21 protein-coding genes are annotated in these 20922 nt (G+C 62.2%); 10 read left to right on the plus strand and 11 right to left on the minus strand.

The genetic code is table 11. From position 1 onward, the window contains the following. Nucleotides 1–31: 31 nt before the first annotated feature. Nucleotides 32–1738, minus strand: a complete 1707-nt coding sequence (locus BW978_RS07550) for a peptide ABC transporter substrate-binding protein (protein ID WP_076393772.1) — start codon at nucleotides 1736–1738, stop codon at nucleotides 32–34. A 321-nt stretch (nucleotides 1739–2059) separates the two neighbouring features. Between BW978_RS07550 and BW978_RS07555 the strand changes: the two genes are divergently transcribed. Continuing rightward, on the plus strand, nucleotides 2060–3223 hold the full coding sequence (locus tag BW978_RS07555; protein WP_076393775.1) for a M20 aminoacylase family protein: 1164 nt from the start codon (nucleotides 2060–2062) through the stop codon (nucleotides 3221–3223). Nucleotides 3224–3268: 45 nt separating this feature from the next. After that, entirely contained in the window at nucleotides 3269–5104 is a 1836-nt protein-coding gene (locus tag BW978_RS07560; protein WP_076393777.1) for an ABC transporter ATP-binding protein, read from the plus strand. Between the two features lie 45 nt (nucleotides 5105–5149). On the opposite strand, the gene BW978_RS07565 is transcribed toward BW978_RS07560, so the two are convergent. Then, nucleotides 5150–5638, minus strand: a complete 489-nt coding sequence (locus tag BW978_RS07565; protein WP_076393779.1) for a hypothetical protein — start codon at nucleotides 5636–5638, stop codon at nucleotides 5150–5152. 158 nt (nucleotides 5639–5796) lie between these two features. On the opposite strand from BW978_RS07565, the gene BW978_RS07570 reads away from it, so the two are divergent. Then, a complete protein-coding gene (locus BW978_RS07570; RefSeq protein WP_083697531.1) occupies nucleotides 5797–6585 on the plus strand; it encodes a carbon-nitrogen hydrolase family protein in 789 nt (262 codons plus the stop codon). 63 nt (nucleotides 6586–6648) lie between these two features. Beyond that, nucleotides 6649–7362, plus strand: coding sequence for a sulfate transporter family protein (locus BW978_RS07575; RefSeq protein WP_076393783.1), 714 nt, complete (start codon nucleotides 6649–6651; stop codon nucleotides 7360–7362). 3 nt (nucleotides 7363–7365) lie between these two features. On the opposite strand, the gene nth is transcribed toward BW978_RS07575, so the two are convergent. After that, nucleotides 7366–8145 (minus strand): endonuclease III, encoded by a 780-nt coding sequence (nth, locus tag BW978_RS07580; RefSeq protein ID WP_076393785.1) that lies wholly within the window; start codon nucleotides 8143–8145, stop codon nucleotides 7366–7368. A gap of 25 nt (nucleotides 8146–8170) precedes the next feature. Between nth and BW978_RS07585 the strand changes: the two genes are divergently transcribed. The 4 genes from BW978_RS07585 (at nucleotide 8171) to BW978_RS07600 (ending at nucleotide 10203) form a co-directional block, all read left to right on the plus strand. After that, nucleotides 8171–8665 (plus strand): DUF2244 domain-containing protein, encoded by a 495-nt coding sequence (locus tag BW978_RS07585; RefSeq protein WP_076393787.1) that lies wholly within the window; start codon nucleotides 8171–8173, stop codon nucleotides 8663–8665. A gap of 80 nt (nucleotides 8666–8745) precedes the next feature. Further along, nucleotides 8746–9630: a methylated-DNA--[protein]-cysteine S-methyltransferase gene (locus tag BW978_RS07590; protein WP_076393789.1), complete on the plus strand. Its 885-nt coding sequence runs from the start codon at nucleotides 8746–8748 to the stop codon at nucleotides 9628–9630. 44 nt (nucleotides 9631–9674) lie between these two features. Beyond that, a complete protein-coding gene (locus BW978_RS07595; RefSeq protein ID WP_076393791.1) occupies nucleotides 9675–9911 on the plus strand; it encodes a CopG family ribbon-helix-helix protein in 237 nt (78 codons plus the stop codon). Between the two features lie 4 nt (nucleotides 9912–9915). Further along, on the plus strand, nucleotides 9916–10203 hold the full coding sequence (locus tag BW978_RS07600; protein WP_076393793.1) for a type II toxin-antitoxin system RelE/ParE family toxin: 288 nt from the start codon (nucleotides 9916–9918) through the stop codon (nucleotides 10201–10203). Here BW978_RS07600 and BW978_RS07605 read toward each other — a convergent pair. Next, a complete protein-coding gene (locus tag BW978_RS07605; RefSeq protein WP_076394894.1) occupies nucleotides 10200–11177 on the minus strand; it encodes a sugar-binding transcriptional regulator in 978 nt (325 codons plus the stop codon). The genes BW978_RS07600 and BW978_RS07605 overlap by 4 nt on opposite strands. 176 nt (nucleotides 11178–11353) lie before the next feature. Between BW978_RS07605 and tal the strand changes: the two genes are divergently transcribed. Next, nucleotides 11354–12310, plus strand: coding sequence for a transaldolase (gene tal / locus BW978_RS07610; protein ID WP_076393795.1), 957 nt, complete (start codon nucleotides 11354–11356; stop codon nucleotides 12308–12310). Nucleotides 12311–12439: 129 nt separating this feature from the next. Here the strand turns inward: tal and BW978_RS07615 are convergent, their stop codons facing one another. The 7 genes from BW978_RS07615 to BW978_RS07645 form a co-directional block, all read right to left on the minus strand. After that, nucleotides 12440–12880: an SH3 domain-containing protein gene (locus BW978_RS07615; RefSeq protein ID WP_244551917.1), complete on the minus strand. Its 441-nt coding sequence runs from the start codon at nucleotides 12878–12880 to the stop codon at nucleotides 12440–12442. A gap of 150 nt (nucleotides 12881–13030) precedes the next feature. Then, nucleotides 13031–14455: a gamma-aminobutyraldehyde dehydrogenase gene (locus BW978_RS07620; RefSeq protein ID WP_076393797.1), complete on the minus strand. Its 1425-nt coding sequence runs from the start codon at nucleotides 14453–14455 to the stop codon at nucleotides 13031–13033. A 69-nt stretch (nucleotides 14456–14524) separates the two neighbouring features. After that, the gene (locus BW978_RS07625) at nucleotides 14525–15340 is read right to left on the minus strand and encodes an ABC transporter permease (RefSeq protein ID WP_076393799.1); all 816 of its coding nucleotides are present in this window, start codon (nucleotides 15338–15340) and stop codon (nucleotides 14525–14527) included. After that, the gene (locus tag BW978_RS07630; protein WP_076393801.1) at nucleotides 15330–16280 is read right to left on the minus strand and encodes an ABC transporter permease; all 951 of its coding nucleotides are present in this window, start codon (nucleotides 16278–16280) and stop codon (nucleotides 15330–15332) included. The genes BW978_RS07625 and BW978_RS07630 overlap by 11 nt, the downstream gene beginning before the upstream one ends. Next, on the minus strand, nucleotides 16277–17263 hold the full coding sequence (locus BW978_RS07635) for an ABC transporter ATP-binding protein (RefSeq protein ID WP_076393802.1): 987 nt from the start codon (nucleotides 17261–17263) through the stop codon (nucleotides 16277–16279). The genes BW978_RS07630 and BW978_RS07635 overlap by 4 nt, the downstream gene beginning before the upstream one ends. Before the next feature lie 183 nt (nucleotides 17264–17446). Then, a complete protein-coding gene (locus tag BW978_RS07640) occupies nucleotides 17447–18604 on the minus strand; it encodes an ABC transporter substrate-binding protein (protein WP_076393803.1) in 1158 nt (385 codons plus the stop codon). Between the two features lie 317 nt (nucleotides 18605–18921). Further along, on the minus strand, nucleotides 18922–19830 hold the full coding sequence (locus tag BW978_RS07645) for a LysR family transcriptional regulator (protein ID WP_076394898.1): 909 nt from the start codon (nucleotides 19828–19830) through the stop codon (nucleotides 18922–18924). A 185-nt stretch (nucleotides 19831–20015) separates the two neighbouring features. Between BW978_RS07645 and BW978_RS07650 the strand changes: the two genes are divergently transcribed. Next, nucleotides 20016–20912 (plus strand): DMT family transporter, encoded by an 897-nt coding sequence (locus BW978_RS07650; RefSeq protein ID WP_076393804.1) that lies wholly within the window; start codon nucleotides 20016–20018, stop codon nucleotides 20910–20912. Nucleotides 20913–20922 lie beyond the last annotated feature (10 nt).

Here is a 20922-nt window from a genome sequence, read left to right on the forward strand (position 1 = left end):
GCCCGTGAAGGCAGGCCCGGCGTGTAGGGCATTACTTAGCGCGCGACCAGTCGGCGACGTTCCAGAGTTCCGAGTCCCAGGCGTTCATCTTCACGCCAACCAGCGTGTTGTTGACAGCCGAGGGCTGACCGCGATGGATCAGCGGGATCTGGGCGACATCGTTGGAGAGCATGTCGTTCAGCTTCTTTGCGATCTCGGCACGCTTTTCCAGTTCGCCGGTCTGGCCGAGTTCCTTCACGAGCGCATCATAGTCCGCGTTGCAGTAGCGGACGATGTTTTCACCCTGCCAGCCATTGGCCGGGCTCGGGATCTTGTCGCACATCCAGCCCGCCATGTACTTCTCGGGGTCGGTGCCGTCGAAGTTGTTGGTGTACATCTGGATGTCGGCCATGAACTTCTGGAAGGTGTCCGGAGAGGCCGGGTCGCCGCCGAAGAAGACGGATGCCGAGATGTTGCGCAGTTCGACGGAGACGCCGATCTGGCTCCACATGTCCTTGACCAGTGCCTGGGTGCCCTGGCGGACGGAGTTGGTCGAGGTCTGGTAGAGGAAGGAGAGCTTGACGCCGTCCTTCTCGCGGATGCCATCCGAGCCCATGACCCAGCCGGCATCGTCGAGCAGCTTGTTTGCGCCTTCGATGTCCTGCTTCAGGCACCAGTCAACGGCGGTGGAAACATAGATATCCGGCGCCGGCAGGATGTTGCAGGTCGGCTGACCGTTCGGGCCATAGCCGGCTTCGTCGATGATTTCGCGGTCAATCGCGATCGAGAGCGCGCGGCGAACGGCCGGGTCGGAAAGCGCGGGGTGTGGGCCCGCTTCCTTGGTCGAGCGCGTGTCGCCGAGCGAGGGATCGACGCCGTAAGGGTTGAGGTCGATGCGTTCAACCTGGGTGCCGAAGGCAACTTCGATCTTGCCCTTGCCGGCAGCCATCATCTGGTCGAGGATTTCGGGCTCGACCTGCATGTTCCAAGCATAGTCGAATTCGCCGGTCTCGAGAACCGAGCGCGCTGCGGAAGCGGCATCACCGCCGCCCTTCAGGGTGACCGAGGCGAAAGCCGGCTTAGCGGCGTCGCGGTAGTTCGGGTTGGCGGTGAAGGTCACGACGTCATTCGGCTTGAATTCGCTTACGACGAAGGGGCCGGTTCCAACCGGGCCAAAGTTGGCGGCCGTGCATTCCGGTGCCTTGGCGCCAAGGCAATCCTTGAACTGGGCTGCCTGGATGATCGGAGCCTGGGCGCCGACAAAGGCGCTGTAGGGGTAGGGCTTGGCATCGGCGAAGGAGACCTTGATGGTGGAGGCGTCGACGGCTTCCACATTGGTCACGCCTTCGAAGTAGGCGCCTTGCGCGCAGCCGCCGTCCGGGGCCGTGCAGTATTTCCAGGTGAAGATTGCGTCTTCGGCCGTGACGGCCGAACCGTCGGACCACTTCAGGTCGGGCTTCAGCTTCCAGGTTATGCTCTTGAAATCGGCCGCGACACCGCCGTTTTCAACAGTCGGGATTTCCGTGGCCAGCATCGGCACCAGCGCGCCGGTCTCGTCGTAGCGGGCGAGCGGCTCGATGACCATCGAGGCTGCGTAGACTTCCTTGGTGCCCCCCGACAGATACGGGTTCATCGTCGAGACGGCCTGCCAGAAGATGATCTTCAGGTCGCCGTCCGTGCCGCGTTCGGCCATTGCCGGCGCTGCCGTCAGCGCGAAAGCGGCAGCCGACGCCGCCAGCATCATTTTGCGAGTGTTCATGTGCTCATTCCCCATTATTTTTGTTCGCAGGCACGATGGAAGACCGATCTGCCGGCCAGCGATGTGGCCAGCCCATTCGCCAAATGTCAACCGTCTATCTTCTTGGTATTGCAGGAAATTTTTCCAGTTTTTGGCGCTCCGCAGAGTCGCGCGATGCGTTCCCGGACAGCCCAGTCTCTGTCGGGTTGGCTAAAATTTAGGCCATGTAATCACAAGCCTATTTTCCATGCAAGACGGAATTTTGCGGCTTGCCAAAGCTGCGCATCGCGGCACAGTATGCGCGAAATCCTGCGGGGAACAACGACAAAAAGAGGTTACTTCATGCCAGTGCTCAACCGCGCCAGCGAACTCCAGCCCGAGGTCGCTGAGTGGCGCCGCCATCTGCACCAGAATCCCGAACTTCTGTTCGATGTGCATGGCACCGCGGCCTTCGTGGCCGAGAAGCTCAAGGAATTCGGCTGCGACGTAATCGAAACGGGGATCGGCCGGACCGGTGTGGTCGCGCTTATCAAGGGCCACCGCGGCGACGGGCCGGTCGTCGGCTTCCGTGCCGACATGGATGCCCTGCCAATCCATGAAATGTCCGGCAAGCCCTGGGCCTCCAAGACGCCCGGCAAGATGCATGCCTGCGGCCATGACGGCCATACGGCCATGCTGCTCGGTGCGGCCAAGTATCTCGCCGAGACCCGCAATTTCCGCGGATCGATCGCCGTGATCTTCCAGCCGGCTGAAGAGGGCGGCGGTGGGGCGCGCGAGATGGTCGCCGACGGCATGATGGAGAAATTCGGCATCCGCCAGGTCTATGGCATGCACAATCATCCCGGCATGGCTGTCGGCACCTTTGCCACCAAGAAGGGCCCGGTCATGGCCGCTGCCGACCAGTTCGACATCGTGGTGGAAGGCCGCAGCGGTCATGCCGCGCAGCCGCACAAGAGCATCGATCCGGTTTTGGCAGCTTCACAGGTGGTCGTGGCACTTCAGTCGATTGCCGCCCGCGAAACGGATCCGCTTGGCTCAGTGGTCGTCACCGTTACAAAGATCCATGGGGGCGATGCCTATAACGTCATTCCCGATGCGGTAACCTTGTCCGGTACCGTTCGCACGCTGATGCCGGAAATGCGCGATATGGCCGAGGCCCGCATCGGCGAGATTGCCTCCGGTGTCGCGATGGCGATGGGGGGCAAGGCGACGCTGCGCTATCACCGCGGCTATCCGGTCACCGTCAACCATGAACCGGAGACCGAGTTCGCGCTCGATATCATGCGCAAGGTGGCCGGCGATCATGCCGTCAGCGATGCCTTCCCGCCGGCCATGGGTGCTGAGGATTTCTCCTACATGCTCGAAGCGCGGCCCGGCTCCTTTGTCTTCATCGGCAATGGCAACACGGCCAACCTGCACAACTCCGCCTATGACTTCAACGACGAGGTCATCCCTTATGGCATCAGCTACTGGGTGACGCTTGCCGAAACGGCACTCGCCGCCTGATTACACGACCACATCTCGACACAGATAAAAACAGGGGAACGGGATATGGCTGTGGTGGAGCAGGCAACAGAAGCAAGCAGGGCGCCGGTGCTGTCGGTGCGGGGTCTGACGACCTCGTTCAGGGTCGGCACCGAGTGGCGGTCTGTGGTGCGAAACATGGATCTCGACGTCGCCTCGGGAGAGACCGTGGCGATCGTCGGCGAATCGGGGTCGGGCAAGAGCGTGACCTCGCTGTCGATCATGCGGCTTCTGCCGGAGTTGACGAGTCGCATCGCGGGGAGCGTCAAACTGGAGGGGCGCGAACTTCTGACGCTCGATTCCGAGCAGATGCGCCAGGTGCGCGGCAACCAGATCTCGATGATCTTCCAGGAGCCTATGACCTCGCTCAATCCGATCTTTCCGATCGGCAAGCAGATTGCCGAGGCCATCACGTGCCATCGCGATATCTCCAATGCAGAGGCGAAGACCGAGGTGTTGCGGCTGCTCGACCGGGTCCGTATCCCGAATGCGAAGAACCGCTTCGATGAATATCCGCACCAGTTCTCCGGCGGCATGCGTCAGCGCGTGATGATCGCCATGGCACTTGCATCCCGGCCGAAGCTGCTGATCGCCGATGAACCGACCACCGCGCTCGACGTCACCATCCAGGGCCAGATCCTCGACCTGATCAAGACGCTTCAGGACGAGGAGGGCATGGCGGTGCTCTTCATCACTCATGACATGGGTGTGGTGGCCGAAGTGTCGGACCGCACGATCGTCATGTTCCGCGGCGAGGCCGTGGAAACGGGGACGACGGACGACATCTTCAATCGTGGCCAACATCGCTATACGCGCGCACTGCTGTCCGCCGTTCCGAAGCTCGGATCCATGGGCGGGCGGGAGCGGCCGATGCGTTTCCCGGTCATCGATATCAAGACCGGGGCCACGCTGGTGCCGGAGGCGGAAGCCGGAGTTCCGGAAAAGGCAAGCCAACCACTGCTGGAGGTGAAAAACCTCACCACCCGCTTCGACATCCGGTCCGGCCTGTTCGGTCGCAAGAGCGGTGCGGTGCATGCGGTGGAAAACGTCTCCTTCACCCTCAAGCCGGGCGAGACCTTGTCCCTGGTCGGCGAATCGGGTTGCGGCAAGTCCACCACGGGCCGCTCGATCACCCGGCTGGTAGAGCCGACTTCGGGTCAGATCACTGTTGACGGTTACACCGTCGGCAGCCTCGACGAAGCTTCGCTCCGGCGCATGCGTCGCAGCATCCAGATGGTCTTCCAGGATCCCTTCGCCAGTCTCGATCCGCGCATGAGCGTCGGGCAGGCGGTGATGGAGCCTTTCGTCGAACACAAGCTCGGTTCGAAAGCGGAAGCGCGCGACAAGGCCGCCGATCTCCTCGAACGGGTTGGGCTGTCGGCCGACATGATGCCGCGCTATCCGCATGAATTCTCAGGCGGCCAGCGGCAACGCATCGCGATTGCCAGGTCGCTGATGCTCGATCCGAAGATCATCGTTGCGGACGAGGCCGTCTCGGCGCTCGACGTGTCGATCAAGGCGCAGGTGTGCAATTTGCTGCTCGACCTGCAACAGAGCTTCAACCTCGCCTATCTCTTCATCAGCCACGACATGGCCGTCGTGGAGCGGGTCAGCCACCGGGTAGCCGTGATGTATCTCGGCGAAATCGTCGAGATCGGTCCGCGTCAGGCCGTCTTCGACAATCCGCAACATCCCTACACGAAGAAGCTGATGGCGGCGGTGCCGGTGCCGGATCCGGCGCGACGCAAGCTCAAGCGCAATCTGTCGACCGACGAGATCAAGAGCCCCATTCGGCCCGTGGGCTACCAACCGCCTGCGCGCCAGTATCGGGAGGTGAGCGAGGGGCATCTGGTTCAGGTGTGAGACACTGTTTCCGCCAGCCTTTTTTCCATGCTCGGAGGTGGATGCCTACGGGGAGGGCGCGTTGCCGAAGCCGACAAGCGTCACGTGTGCCGTCCACTCATATTTCGTCGCATCGATGATCTGTGGACGCGGGTGGGCAAACCCGTGGTAGAGCAGGGGGAAGCATCGTGTGATGCTTTCGCCTGGGGCCAGAACCTGATCATGACGGAGAGTGCCGCGATAGGCGGTGCCGGCTCGTTCCGCCTGTTGTCCGATCAGGTCAAAGGCAATGCGGTTTATCATGTCTCCGGAAGAATTGGTGAGGGTCGCAGCCAGCGGCAGGGTCGGATCAAGACAAGTCTCGCCGTCGGCTCCGACATCCACTGTGACGGCAGAGACAGCACTTCTCTGGCTGCGTGACTGATCGTCGCTGAAGATCCAGATCACGGTGCCGACGACAGCGATCACGCCGGTCAGTGCGATCGCCCAGGGGCGGCGCCTCAGATAAAGCTCTATCAGCAGCAAGGCAACGGCGGCCGTAACGACAAAAGCCATCAGGACAAGCCTGCTTTGGTTTCATGTTCCATCTCGTAAAGATAAGGTCCGAGACAAGAAAGGCAACCTTGCGCGGCTTGCCTTGGAGTTGCCGCTTGTCTTCGCTAGGCAAGCAGCACTAACGTTCAATCCGAGATTCCGACGCAGACAGGTGCATCATGCTGATTTCGCTCTATCAAATGCAGCCACTTTCCGGCGACGTTCCGGGCAATATCGGCAAGATCGCCCAAGCTGCGATGGCGGCGGCGGAAATGGGCGCGGAGCTTCTGGTCACGCCCGAACTCGGCACCAGTGGATACGCACTCGGTTCGCACTTCGAAGAAGTGGCGGAAGGGCGCGATGGTTCGATCATCGGCGCTTTGACAGAAATTTCGGCCGATTGCGGGCTTTCGATCTGCGCAGGTTTCCCCGAGCGCGACGGCAATCATGTCTTCAATTCCTCTGTGCTTGTCCGGCCGGATGGCAGCACAGAATTCTACCGCAAGAGCCATCTCTATGGCGACGGCGAGCGCGCGGCCTTTGTGCCGGGCTCCGAGGCGCCTGAAGTCTTCGATCTGAACGGCATCAAGACCGGCATGCTGATCTGCTACGATGTCGAATTCCCAGAGAATGTAAGAACGCTGGCGCTCGCCGGTGCCGAACTGATCCTGGTGCCGACCGCCCTGCCGGAAGGGATCATCAGCCGACGGGTGGCCGATACGGTTGTGCCGACACGCGCCTTCGAGAATGGCGTCTTCGTCGTCTATGCCGATCTCTGCGGAGAAGAAAACGGGCTCACCTATGGCGGTCGGTCGGTGATCCTCGGGCCAGATGGTGACGAGCTGGCCCGTGCCGGTATGCGCGAGACGCTGCTGGTCGCCGAGATCGACCCGACCGCCTATGACGATGCGAAGGCGCAGAACCCTTATCTGATCGACCGGCGGCCCGACCTCTATCGTCTCGGCTGACGTCCCGCATTGCAGCGGGCGCCCGGGTCTCCTACATCACAGCGACAGATGAAGGAGACCCCTATGATTTTCGACGCTGCCGCGTTGTCCCTGCGCAACCTCTTCGCCCCGGAGACCCGCTCCGTCTTCTGGAAGACGCTCAGCCTGACGATCCTAGTTTTGATCGGCCTGTGGTTCGGGCTGCGCGAAAGCTTCATCGCCTTCATCATGCCGCTGCTCCAGGGTTTCATTCCCGAGCTTCCGGACTGGGCCGGTTGGCTGACCTTCATCTTCGGAATCCTCGCCAGCATCGGGCTCGCACTCGGACTTGCGCTGCTGCTCTCGCCGGTGACTGCGATCATTGCCGGTCTCTTTCTCGATGATGTCGCCGAAGTCGTGGAGAAGCGGGATTATCCCAGCGACCCGCCGGGCAAGGCCATGCCGATGGGACAGGCGATCGTCGCCTCGATCAAGTTCTTCGGTGTGGTCGTCGTCGGCAACCTGATCGCGCTGATGCTGCTCTTCATCCCCGGCATCAACATTCTGGCCTTCTTCCTGGTGAACGGCTATCTGCTCGGCCGGGAATTCTTCGAGTTCGCGGCCATGCGGTTCCGCAGTGTCGAAGAGGCGAAACTTCTGCGTTCCCGCCATTCGGGCACCGTATTCATGGCGGGTCTCGTCATCGCGCTGTTTCTGGCCGTGCCGATCGTCAATCTGCTCACGCCGCTGTTCGCGGCCGGTTTGATGGTGCATCTGCACAAGGCGCTCGCCGCGCGGGACGTGGCTCTCGCCCGTTGAGCCTTATTCGACGGCGCTGATCGCCTGCGGCGGCAGCTCGACCAAAGGTGCTGGCACGTCGCAAGTCTTTTCCGGCGACTTGCAGATGTCGGCGATCACGCATTTCTCGCATTCGGGGCGCCGCGCCTTGCAACAGTAGCGCCCGTGCAGGATCAGCCAGTGATGGGCGTGGAAGAGGTATTCATCTGGGATGATCCGCATCAGGATCTCCTCGATCTCATCCGGCGTCTTGCCGGGCGCGAGCTTGATGCGGTTGCCGATCCTGAGGATATGCGTGTCGACCGCCATTGTGGGTATGCCGAAGGCCATGGACATCACGACGTTTGCGGTCTTGCGGCCCACGCCCGGCAGCGTCACAAGTTCCTCGCGGGTGCGCGGCACGACGCTTCCGAAATCGTCGACCAGCTTCTGGGACAGCGCGATGACGTTCTTCGCCTTGTTGCGGTAAAGCCCGATCGTTTTGATGTAATCGCGGACCGTTTCCTCGCCGAGCTCCAGCATCTTTTCCGGCGTGTCGGCCACCTTGAACAGCGCCCGCGTCGCCTTATTTACGCCGGCGTCTGTTGCTTGGGCGGAGAGAGCCACGGCAACGACAAGCGTGAACGGGTTGACGTGTTCCAGCTCGCCCTTGGGCTCCGGCCTCTGGATCGAGAAGCGGCGGAAGATCTCTTCCAATTCGGCCTTTGAATAAGCCGTGCGACGGCGTGCCGCTGGCTTGCGACGGGTCGCAGGATTTGACTTTTTCAAGGTTTGGGTGCTGGATTTCGGCTTCGCTTCAGTCATGGAAAACCTATAGTCGGGCGTGGTGATGGAAGGCAATCTCGAGCAGGCGGCGGACCAGCCGATTTTCGCAGCGGAACTGACGCCCTACCGGTCGTTGGGGCGCAAGGGGTATCGCATTCTTTTCGCCGTCACCGGGACCGTGTGTCTCGTCCATGCGATCTTTTTCATGGCGACCGGTGCCTGGCCGATCGGTGTCTTCTTCGGCATAGATTTTCTCCTGCTCTACGGTGCCTTCTGGCTGAATTATCGGGCTGCCCGTGCGCGAGAAGAGGTGACGGTGTCTCGGACCAGTCTCTCAATCCGCAAGTTCACACCCGCCGGCCGGATGACCGAGCACAGCTTCAAGACGCTGTGGGCGCGGTTCTTCGTGCACCGCCATGATGAGTTTGGCATCACATCGATGGTGGTGAGCGGTGAGGGCCGCGGCACTGATGTCGGCTCCTTCCTCAACCCGGATGATCGCGAAAGTTTTGCAAAGGCCCTGACGGGGGCACTCGCGACGGCCAAGCAGCGGATCTGAGTGCCTGACATTACCGCAAGAAACGGGTGGCGTCGAAGGCTTGCCCGTGGTGAAGTCCCGTTCAGATTGAGGATTTCGCCATGACGCTTGCGCAACAGATCAACCTTTCCGGCTCTACCGACATCACGCCATATGGCTCTGACTATGAGACCGTGCGGCAGGTGATCGAGCTGCTGACGCTGGACTATCAGAGCCAGCCATCGCTGGAGGTGATCGCCGAGCGGCTGGGCCAGTCGCCGACGCAATTGCAGAAGACGTTCACCCGCTGGGCGGGCCTTTCCCCCAAAGCCTTCCTGCAGGCCGTGACGCTCGACCATGCCAAGCGGCTGCTGGGGCGCGAGGAATTGCCGCTGCTTGAGACCTCACTGGAACTCGGTCTTTCCGGCCCCGGCCGGCTGCATGACCTCTTCGTCACCCATGAAGCGATGAGCCCCGGGGAGTGGAAGGCACGCGGCGCAGGGCTGACGATCCGCTACGGCTACCATCCTTCGCCCTTCGGGCTGGCGCTTGTCATGATCACCGAGCGCGGGTTGGCGGGGCTCGCCTTTGCCGATGTCGGCGGCGAGGTCGCCTGTTTCGATGACATGGCGCAGCGCTGGCCGAATGCGCATTACGTCGAGGATATCGGTGCGACGGCGCCTTATGCGGCACGCGTCTTCCACCCGGAGCGCTGGTCTGCGGAAGAGCCCTTGCGCGTCGTGCTGATCGGCTCGGACTTCCAGATCCGAGTCTGGGAAAGCCTTCTCCAGATCCCGCTCGGCAAGGCCGTCACCTATTCCGACATCGCCCAAAAGATCGGTCAGCCGACGGCCAGCCGTGCCGTGGGGGCTGCCGTCGGCCGCAACCCGATCTCGTTTGTCGTGCCCTGCCACCGGGCACTTGGCAAGAGCGGCGCGCTGACCGGCTATCACTGGGGGCTGACCCGCAAGCGGGCCATGCTCGGCTGGGAGGCGGGGAAGGGGTGAAGCGCGATGCTTTTCTGATGGCTGCTTCTGTGAGAGGAGGGATCATGCGCAATACGGTTCAACTCCCTGAAGACATTAGCCGACGGATCGACAGTCTGGTCGAGCGGAGCAATCTGTCCCGCGATCAGATCGTCGAGGATGCGTTGGCTCAGGGCCGCTCGCTCGCCTGGCAGGAGCAGTACGTTGCTGGTGTGCTTGAGGGGCTGGCTGAGGCCGAGCGTGGAGAGTTTGCTACCGAGGCGGAGATCGAGGCCGTCCTGAACAAGTACGGCTCCTTGTGAAGCCATGCGTATCGTCTGGACGCGGCGTTATCTTCGAGAGCTCGCGGCCATCGGCGATTACCTCTTTGAGCGCAACCATGCTGCGGCGGCACGTCTCGTGCGGTCAATTCACGGGCGGACGCTGCGCCTGTTGACGCAAAATGCTTTTCTCGGGCGACGCGGCGAGATCGAGGGCACACGCGAACTGGTGCTGGCCGATCTTGGATACATCGTCGCCTACCGAGTGCGGGACGATCATGTCGAAGTTCTCTTCGTTCCGCATGGCGCCCGGGCCTGGCCGGAGCAGCTCTAGCCCGCCAGCCCCAACAACTCCCGCGCCGCTGCCTCATCGGTAATCAGCGTATTACACCCAATCCGCCGGATCGTCGCCCTGATGGCCTTGGCGCGATGCGCGCCGCCTGAAGACAGCACGATGTGCTTGGCCTTCTTCAGCGTGTCCAAATCGACCGACATCACCCGCTCGTTGATCGGATGGGCGACGGAGTTCCCGTCGGCATCCAGAAAGTTGAACATGGTGTCGCAGACGCAGCCGGCGTCGACCAGTTCTGTCAAGGTCTGGTGGCTGATGAAGCCTTCGGAGAGCGAGGTGGAGTGCGGGCCGATGTCGCCGCAGGAGACGATGGCAAGGTCGAGGTTTTCGGCAAGGTCGTAGATCGCCTTTAATCCGCATTCCTCGATCAGTGCCCGCTTCGTCGTAACCGAATCGACGAGAAGTGGTGCGAGGAACATGTAACATTCGGCGCCGAGCTGGCTTGCCAGCCGCCAGGTATAGTCGATTGGGTTGGTCTGGCGCACTGCCACGATCCCGCCGAGCAGCGAGACGACCTTGCAGTTTTCCCGGCCGGGCGACCGGAAACCGGCAAGCGACGCCGTCATGGTTCGGCCCCAACCGACGCCGATCGTCATGTCGTTGGTGATGGCTTCGGTCAGGAACTGGCCAAGGGCGAGACCGACTGACTTGGCGATCGAGGCTGCATCCTGACTGTCGGGCGAGGGGACGACGACGGCCTCGTCGAGGCCATAGGCCTTTTCCAGCCGCACGGCGAGATCAACGCAGTCGGCCACCCCGTCGCTGATCCAGATCTGCACTTCGGCGCGTTTGCGCGCCTCCTCCAGCATGCGGATGACAGTCGAGCGGCTGATGCCGAGGCGGTCGGCCACGTCCTTCTGCGTCAGGCCCTCGTTGTAATAGAGCCAGGCGGCGCGGATGCGCAGCGCTGCTGCGTCCGAAAGGGTGGTGTGGGTCTCGCGTCGGAGCTTGGCCAAGATCTCTCTCAAATGGGGAACTTCCAGCGGGCACTATCCGTTCTTGTGGTACTTATGTCAAATTCAAAGGACATATGTCTTGACTTTGCCGTCTGTGGATGGCGATAGTCCGGGCAACGAGACCGGCATGCAAATGCCGGTTGCCAACCCTTTTCGCGCAGCCGAAGGATGACCCGATGACCTCGAAACTCGAACAGCTTCGTTCCATGACGACCGTCGTCGCCGATACCGGTGACATCGAAGCCGTCCGCCGCCTGAAGCCGGTCGATTGCACCACCAATCCCTCGATCGTCTTGAAGGCGCTCGGCACCGACGCGTTCAAGGATGCATTCCAGGAAGCGATCACCTGGGGCAAGGCCAAGGGCGGTCAGGATGATGCCGTGATCGGCGCGATTGCCGATCGCATGGCGATCTCTGTCGGCGCTGCCTTGGCTGAACTCGTCCCGGGCCGCGTGTCGACCGAAGTCGATGCCGACCTTTCCTTCGACACCAAGGCGTCGATCGAAAAGGCGCACCAGATCATTGCCGGCTACAAGGAGCGCGGCATCGAGAAGGATCGCATCCTGATCAAGCTCGCCTCCACCTGGGAAGGCATTCGCGCGGCCGAAGTGCTGCAGAAGGAAGGCATCGACTGCAATCTGACGCTGCTCTTCTCCAAGGCCCAGGCGATTGCCTGCGCCGAAGCCAAGGTCTTCCTCATCTCGCCCTTCGTCGGCCGCATCCTCGACTGGTACAAGAAGTCGACCGGTGAGGACTACACGTCCGAAACCGATCCGGGCGTCGTCTCCGTCCGCTCGATCTACAACTACTACAAGGCGAACGGCATCAACACGATCGTCATGGGCGCCTCCTTCCGCAATTCCGGCGAAATCGAAGCGCTGGCCGGTTGCGACCGCCTGACCATCAGCCCGCAGCTGCTCGACGAGCTGAATGCGGACCAGGGTACGCTTGCCCGCGCGCTTTCGCCAGAAACGGTCAAGGCAGAGCCGCATGTCTCGCTCGACGAAAAGGCTTTCCGCTGGGCGATGAACCAGGACGCGATGGCGACCGAGAAGCTTGCTGAAGGCATTCGCGGTTTTGCCAAGGATATGGATACGCTGCGCGGCCAGATCGCCAAGGCGCTGGCCGCCTGATCAGGTAAAAGCTCTCGTTGTGAGTTCGGAGATGGCCGTGGCGAAAGCTGCGGCCATTTTTTGTGCGAGACTGGGACGCCGGAGAAAAGATGCGGCCTGGGCGACCACAGTCTGCAGGGAAGTCGTGACTCAGGGGCGCCGTGGTCGCTCGAACGGATCGATCACGATCAGCGGATCTGTCAGCGCATCGCGTTCATCCTGCGGCGGCGCGAAGCCGCTTTCCTCCAGCAAAAACCGTCCATCGACCCAGCCTGAAATGCGGGGACGGTCGACGGTGGCGATGCGGCACCAGTAGCCGCCACGACTGTCGCGACAGGAGAGGCGTTCGATCGGCTGGCCCTCGTCGAGCGCGTGGATGACCCGGAAATTCGGTCCGGCGCCGGAATGGACGGCAAGGCGCTGGCCAGGGGGCAGGCCGCGCACATGCCAGAGATAGGTGTCCATCAGCGCTCCGCCACCATCGAGGTCCGGGGCGGGGATGACTTGCGGTTCCTGAGCATGCGCGACCAGGTTGGTACCTGCCATCCAGGCGAAAGCAGTCAGGATCATCATCGTGGCGCGGTGGTACATGCGGGGCTCCCAGAAGTGCTCAGCACCATACCGGCGGCGGCGTGATGCCGCCACCGCTTTGCTGTGTCAGGGTAAATGCCAACAGCCAAAAGGGAAGAGGCCACCGAGGTGACCCCTTCCCCTTATCGCCGGCAGGCCCCCCTGAAGAATTCAATGCGCGATCATCACATGGCGGACGGTCGTGTAGTCTTCCAGCGCGTAGACCGACATGTCCTTGCCATAGCCCGACTGCTTCATGCCGCCATGGGGCATTTCGTTGCAGAGCATGAAGTGGGTGTTGATCCAGGTGCAGCCGTAACGCAGCTTGGCGGCGGTCTGCATGGCGCGGGAGATGTCCTTGGTCCACACGGAGGAGGCAAGGCCGTAGTCGCTGTCGTTCGCCCAAGAGACGGCCTGTTCGGCTTCGGTGAAGCGGGTCACGGAGACAACGGGGCCGAAGACTTCGCGGCGTACGATTTCGTCGTCTTGCGTCGCGCCGGCAATGACTGTTGGCGTGTAGAAGAAGCCCTTGTCGGAGCCGAGCTTGCCGCCGGTCACGACTTCCATGTGCTTGTGTTCGGCGGCGCGCGTGACGAAGCTTTCGACGCGGTCGCGCTGGCGCTTTGAGATCAACGGGCCGATCTCGTTTTCAGCATCGTCGGCCTGGTTGAACTTGATCGTGGAGACGGCGCTCGCGAGATCGGCAACGAAGCGGTCGTAGATCTTGTCGGCGGCGTAGATGCGGCAGGCGGCGGTGCAGTCCTGGCCGGCATTGTAGTAGCCGAAGGTGCGGATGGCGGAGACGACGGCATCGATATCGGCATCGTCATGGACGATGACCGGGGCCTTGCCGCCGAGCTCCAGATGGGTGCGCTTCACCGTCTTGGCGGCTGCCGTCATGATCTTCTTGCCCGTCGCGATATCGCCGGTGATCGACAGCATCTGGATTTTCGGGTTATTGATCAGCGCATTGCCGACGCTTTCGCCGCGGCCGAGCACGACATTGACCACGCCTTCGGGCAGAATGTCAGCCATGACCTTGGCGAGCTTCAGCGCCGTCAGTGGCGTCTGTTCGGAGGGCTTGAAGACGATGGTGTTGCCGCCGGCAAGCGCCGGTGCCAGCTTCCAGGCCATCATCATCAGCGGATAGTTCCACGGCGCGATCGAGCCGATGACGCCGACGGCATCGCGGCGGATCATCGAGGTGAAGCCAGGCAGATATTCGCCCGAGACCGGGGCCTGCAGCGTGCGGATCGCGCCGGCAAAGAAGCGGTAGCAGTCGACGATCGCCGGGATTTCGTCATTCAGGACGGCATTGATCGGCTTGCCGCAGTTCAGGCTTTCAAGGGCTGCAAAAGCGGCTGCGTCCTTTTCAATCGCGTCGGCAATGGCGAGCAGGTAGCCGGCGCGCTGGCCGGGCGTCGTCTGCGACCAGGAGACGAAGGCGCCTTCGGCAGCGTCGACGGCCGCCTCGACCTGAGCAAGCGAGGCTTCCGGGAGATCGACGATGAGTTCGCCGGTTTTGGGGTTCAGGATCTTTTCGTCCGTCTCTGTGCCGGCTTCGAACTTGGCGCCGATCAGCATTTGGGTGTCCATGTCGTTCTCCCTTTTATCAGACTTCAATTGCGAGACCGGCGGCCGAGGCCGCACGGGTTCGGTGGTTCATCATTTGCCGCTGCCTGCGATCTGGTCGGTATCGCGGGTCAGATAATAGGCCGCCAGGATGGGCAGGAAAGTGACGATCACCACGATCATCGCGACCACATTGGTGACCGGACGCTGGCGCGGGCGGATCAGTTCTTCCAGCATCCAGATCGGCAGGGTTGACTGCTGGCCCGCGGTAAACGTCGTGACGATGACTTCGTCGAAGGAGAGCGCGAAGGCGAGCATGCCGCCGGCCAGAAGTGCTGTCGCGATGTTCGGCAGGATCACATAGCGGAAGGTCTGGAAACCATCGGCGCCAAGATCCATCGAGGCCTCGATCAGCGAGCCGGAGGTGCGGCGGAAACGGGCGACGGCGTTGTTGTAGACAACGACGACGCAGAAGGTGGCGTGGCCGAGGATGATCGTCCAGAAGGTGAAAGGGATATCCGCCAGCGAGAAGGCCGAGCGCAGCGCGATGCCGGTGATGATGCCGGGCAGTGCAATCGGCAGGATGACGAGCAGCGAGATCACTTCCCGGCCGAAGAATTTCGTGCGCGCGACGGCTGCGGCTGCGAGCGTGCCGAGCACCATGGCAATGACGGTTGCGATGCTCGCGACCTTGACCGAGAGCGTCAGCGCTTCCCAGATGTCCGGGCGGTTCCAGGCGACGGCAAACCATTTGGTGGTGAAGCCCGGTGGCGGCCACTGGAAGCTCTTTTCCTCCGTGGTGAAGGCATAGACGAAGATCAAGAGGATCGGCAGGTGCAGGAAGGCAAGCCCGGCGCCGGCGGCGATCTTCAAGGACAGGCCTGATGACTGGGAGCGGTCAGAGCGCATCGAAGGCCCCCATGCGTTTGGCGATGGTCAGATAAATGCCCATGATTACGATAGGCACGACCGAGAAGGCGGCGGCAAGCGGGATGTTGCCCGCCGTGCCCTGCTGGGCATAGACGGCCTGGCCGATGAAGAGGCGCGAGGTGCCGACGATCTGGGGGATGATGTAATCGCCCATGGTCAGCGAGAAGGTGAAGATCGAGCCCGCGACGATGCCGGGCAGAGCCAAGGGAAAGAGCACGTGGCGGAAGGTCTGGCGGCTATCGGCGCCGAGATCGCCCGAGGCTTCGATCAGGTTGCCGGGCACGCGTTCGAGCGCTGCCTGGGTGGGCAGGATCATGAAGGGCAGCCAGACATAGACGAAGACAATGAAGGTGCCGAGATAGCTGATCGACAGCGAATTGCCGCCGATGACGGGAACGGCGAGCAGCCCATCGAGCAGCCAGGTGAGATGCAGCTTGGCGAAGATCCAGGTGAGAATGCCTTCCTTGGCGAGGATCAGCTTCCAGGCGTAGACCTTGACGAGATAGCTCGACCAGAGCGGCAGCATGATGCCGAGATAGAAGACGGCCTTCCAGCGGCCCTTCGCATACCGCGCCGCGTAATAGGCGATCGGGAAGGCGATGACGGCGGAGGCCAGCGTGACGGCGGCCGACATCAGGAGCGTGCGCAGAATGATGTCGAAATTGGCCGGGCGGAGCAGTTCGCCATAGGTTGCGAGTGTGAACTCGTAATTGATCAGGCCGGAGAATTCGTCGATCGAGAAGAAGCTCTGCAGGAGCAGTGCAAAGAGCGAGCCGACATAGATGATGCCGAGCCAGAGCAGGGGCGGCACCAGCATCAGAACCAACAGCAGGTTGGGCCTCCGCCAGAACAGATCCGAGAGCCGCCCCATCAGGCCCTGACGGCCAGGGGTGATGGCAGATGTGGAGATCGCCGTCATGCGGCCTCCTCCATGTAATGTGGGTCGGCAGTCGACCAGGCGATGCGGATTTCGCCTGTTTGAGGCGCGGCTTGGCCGGCTGGCAGCGAGAGCGTGAGAGCGGTCACGGCCGTGTCGACAAAGAGCTTGGTCGAGGCGCCGAGGAAACTGGTCGAGCGCACCGTCGCCTCGATGCCGCCTTCCGAGACGATCCGGATCGCTTCGGGGCGCAGGCTCGTCCAGCGGGCTTCACCGCCCAGCGCCTTCATGGCGTCCGGTGCAATCACATTCGAGGAGCCAACGAAATCGGCAACGAAGCGGGTGCGGGGGCGGTTGTAGATCTCGTGCGGTGTTCCGGCCTGGACAATCTTGCCGTCGTTGAAGACGGCGACCCGATCGGCCATGGAGAGCGCTTCGCCCTGGTCGTGGGTAACGAAGACGAAGGTGATGCCGAGCGCCCGCTGCAGGCTCTTCAGCTCCTCCTGCATCTGTTCGCGCAGCTTCAGGTCCAGCGCGCCAAGTGGCTCATCGAGCAGGAGGACCTTGGGCTTGTTGACCAGCGCCCGGGCCAGCGCCACGCGCTGCCGCTGACCGCCGGAGAGCTGGCCGGGCTTGCGGGCGCCGTAGCCGGGGAGCTTGACCATCTCCAGCGCCTTCTCGGCCTCGCGGTGGCGTTCGGCCTTGGCCACGCCCTTGACCATCAGGCCATAGGCGACGTTGTCGAGAATGTTGAGATGCGGGAAGAGGGCATAGTCCTGGAACACCGTGTTGACGTTGCGGCGATAGGGCGGCACGCCCTCGGCTGTCTCGCCGAAGATCTCGATATGGCCCGCGGTCGGCTGTTCAAAGCCGGCAATCAGGCGCAGGCAGGTCGTCTTGCCGGAGCCCGAGGGCCCGAGCATGGCGAAGAATTCGCCTGGCTCGACGGTCAGGTCGACGGCATCGACGGCTTTGACGCTGCCGAAATGGCGCGAGACCTTCGAGAAGGAGACGGCTGCGGACATCAAGGACTCCAGAATTTCAGTAGGGTGCCGGCAGAAGGCCAGCGGGGGTCTGCACCCTCCCCTTGAGGGGGAGGGTCGGACCGAAGGTCCGGGGTGGGGTGACCACGAGCGTTCTGTTGAACCACAGATCACCCCCACCCGCGCGTTCCGCGCGACCTCCCCCCTCAAGGGGGAGGTGGAAGATCAACGTCCGCCGATGACGCCGATGTAGTCGGAAACCCAGCGGTGGTAGGGGACGCATTCGCCCTGGCTTTCGCACTTGGAGACCGGGGTCTTCCAGAACTTGATCTGTTCGAAGTTGTCGAAGCCGTTGAGGGTGCAGCCTTCGTCGGTCAGGAGCGCATTGCCCTTGCAAGCGGCTGGAACAGAAGGAACCGTGCCGAACCAGGCAGAGACGTCACCCTGGACCTTGGGCGAGAGCGAATGCTCCATCCACATATAGGCGCAGTTCGGGTGCTCGCTCTCGGCATGCAGCATGGTGGTGTCGGCCCAGCCGGTGACGCCTTCCTTCGGGAAGACCGATGCGACGGGCTGGTCGGCCTTCAGGAGGTTGACCTGGAAGGGCCAAGAGCCGGAGGCAACCACGCCTTCGTTCTTGAAATCGTCGATCTGGATGAAGGCGTCATGCCAGTAGCGGCTGACGAGTTGGCGCTGGCCGCGCAGCAGGTCAAGGGCTGCCTTGTACTGGTCTTCGTTCAGCTCGAAGGGGTCCTTGATGCCGAGTTCCGGCTTGTGGAACATCAGGTAGTTGGCAGCATCGGCGACATGGATCGGACCGTCATAAGCCTGGACTCGGCCCTTGTTGGACTTCCCGTCTGCGAGCGTCACTTCCTCGAATACCACGTTCCAGCTGTCCGGGGCTTTGTCGCCAAAGGCCTGGGTGTTGTACATCAGCACGTTCGGGCCCCAGACATAGGGCGTGCCGTAGTGGACGCCGTCCTTGGTGTGCCAGGGGGCGTTCTGCAGGCGCTCGTCGATAGTGCTCCAGGAGGGGATGAGGGCGGTGTTGATCGGCTGGACGCGCTTGCCGGCGACGAGGCGGAGCGACGCGTCACCAGAGGCGGTGACGAGGTCGAAGCCGCCTTCGTTCATCAGGGCGACCATTTCATCCGAGGTGGCGGCGGTCTTTACCGAGACCATGCAGCCGGTCTTCTTTTCGAATTCGGTAACCCAGTCGAAGTTCTTGTCGGTTTCGCCGCGCTCGATATAGCCGGCCCAGGCGACGATGGAGAGCGCGCCTTCGCCAGCACCCAAAGCCTGCAATGGCTCCTGAGCGACAGCGGCGGTGGTCATGCTCAATACAGAGGCGAGGACAGTACAAGACTTCAGAAGAGATTTCATCGCGAGGTCTCCCGGTTGTGAGGGCCGCGTTTTGCGGCTTTATGTTCCCGGAAAGAAAGTTGCCGCGAATTAACCGCATTCGCAAATTCATTCGTCAGAATGCCGGTATCGGTTTTTCCGATGGCGGCGGACTTTCTGCTGGTTCGTGGGTATACCCCTCATTCCCCTGCCGGGACCTTCTCCCCGCAGGCGGGGAGAAGGGGCAAACGGGCGGCCCCGGTGGCCTTCTCCCCGTTCACGGGGAGAAGGTGGCGGCAGCTCAGGCGCAACTTGTTGCGCCAGGGATGAGGGGCTATTCTATGGCGGCTGCCAGGCGTTTACCGCACCCGTCCACTCCGGCTCGCCTCGGCAATTCCCACAAAATCTCGTGCCGCCTGCGGCAGGCTCGAGCCCTTCCGCCAAACCATGCCGACCTGCACGACGGGGAGCGCGCCCGAAACGTCGCGGCTTTCGATGCGGTCGCCTTCCAGCGACCAGGGGCGGTAGACGAGATCGGGCAGGAGCGCCACGCCGGCGCCGGTCGCGACCAAGCTGCGCACGGCTTCGACCGAGCGGGTGCGGAAGGCGACATGCGGGCGGGCGCCGAGTGCCGACAAGAGCTTGCCGGTATTCTCCTCGATTTCGTCCACCGTCAGCATGATCAGCGGTTCTTTCGTGATGTCGGCAATCGAGATGATGTCCGCCGAGACCAGTGGGTGGCCGATGGGGAGCCAGAGGCGGTAGGGCGAGGTTTCGAGGATCTCGGCCTGCAGCGCCATACGGTCGCGCAGGTTGGAGATGACCATGACGGCGACATCCAGTTCGCCACCGATCAGCAGGTGTTCGAGATAGGAGCCATTGTCTTCAATCGCCGTGACCTCGACACCCGGGCAGGCGCGGCGGTAGCGGGCAAGTAGATCTGACAGGACGTAGCCGGCGACGAGCGAGGTGACGCCGATGTTGAGCGTGCCGCCGGTGCTATGCCGGGTTTCCGTGAAGACGTTGCGGGCATCGGACACATCGGCCAGAATCTTCGTTGCGTGGCGCAGAAACTGATGGCCGTTATAGGTAATCGTCAGGCCGCGTGGGTGGCGCTCGAAGAGTTCGACGCCGAGATCGCCCTCGAGTTCCTTGATCGCCTCGGTGACGGAAGACTGGGATATCAACAGGTTCTGAGCAGCGCGTGTCACCGATCCCTGTTCGGCGACGGCGACGAAATACTGCAACTGACGGAGGGTGAAGGCCATGGCCTTTTGAAGCATGGCGTCCGTCTGGAGGCAAGCTGGTCGAAGGGCGCCAGGCGAAAGGTTGTCAGGTTACACGGCAGCTATGCAAAACTGCACTAGGCAACACGCGGCCAAGGTGTAGGATTGCATCGCCCGCGCCGTTGGTTCGCCCACGGATCCCTTCTCGTGCAAAGCTTTCTCACCCCATGAAATCGACGCCGCTCGGCTATCTCTTCACCTTCCTCGCCTTTTCCGTCTTTGCCATGCAGGACGGCCTTTCCAAGCACCTCGGCGAAAGCCATTCGCCGGTGCAGGTGGCCATGGTGCGTTACTGGGCCTTCGTCGCTTTCGCGCTGTTTCTTGCCGTGCGCTCGTCCGGTGGGCTGCGGGCGGCGGTGAATACAAAGCGGCCTGTCCTGCAACTCCTGCGCGGTCTCATCCTATTTTCGCAGATCCTGATCTCGATCGTCGCCTTTACCCAGGTGGGGTTGGCGGAGAGCCAGGCTATCTTTGCGGCCGGGCCGATTTTCGTGGCGCTTCTCTCCATGCCGATCCTCGGCGAAAAGGTTGGCTGGCGGCGCTGGACGGCGATCCTTTTCGGCCTCGTCGGCGTCGTCATCATGCTGGCACCCAGCGGTGATGGCTTCAATAGCTATATCTGGCTGCCATTGATCTGCGCGGTGCTAGGGGCAATCTACGGTATTGCCACACGTCTCGTCAGTCGCGACGACCAGCCATCGACCAGCTTCTTCTATCTGGCGATCGTCGGCTTCATCGGTTCCAACCTGCTCGGACCGTTTTTCTGGACGCCGTTCACGCCCGTGGGATGGGGCCTGATGTTAGCGCTGTGTTGCACCGGCATCATCGGCCATCTTGCGCTGATCAAGGCCTATGAGAACCTCGATGCCGTCATCGTCCAGCCGATCTCCTATTGGCAGCTGGTGCTGGGTGCGATGATTGCGGTCACCGTGTTCGGCGAAGTGTTGCGCTGGAATACGGTCGTGGGCGCGGTCATCGTCGTCGGTGCGGGTCTCTTCACCGTCTGGCGGGAATGGGTGGTGTCGCGTCGGGCCAAGCGCGCCGAGGAAGAGGCGCGGGTGTAAGGCGCTGCGG

This window comes from Rhizobium sp. RU33A (genome assembly GCF_900156055.1).
GTDB lineage: Bacteria > Pseudomonadota > Alphaproteobacteria > Rhizobiales > Rhizobiaceae > Allorhizobium.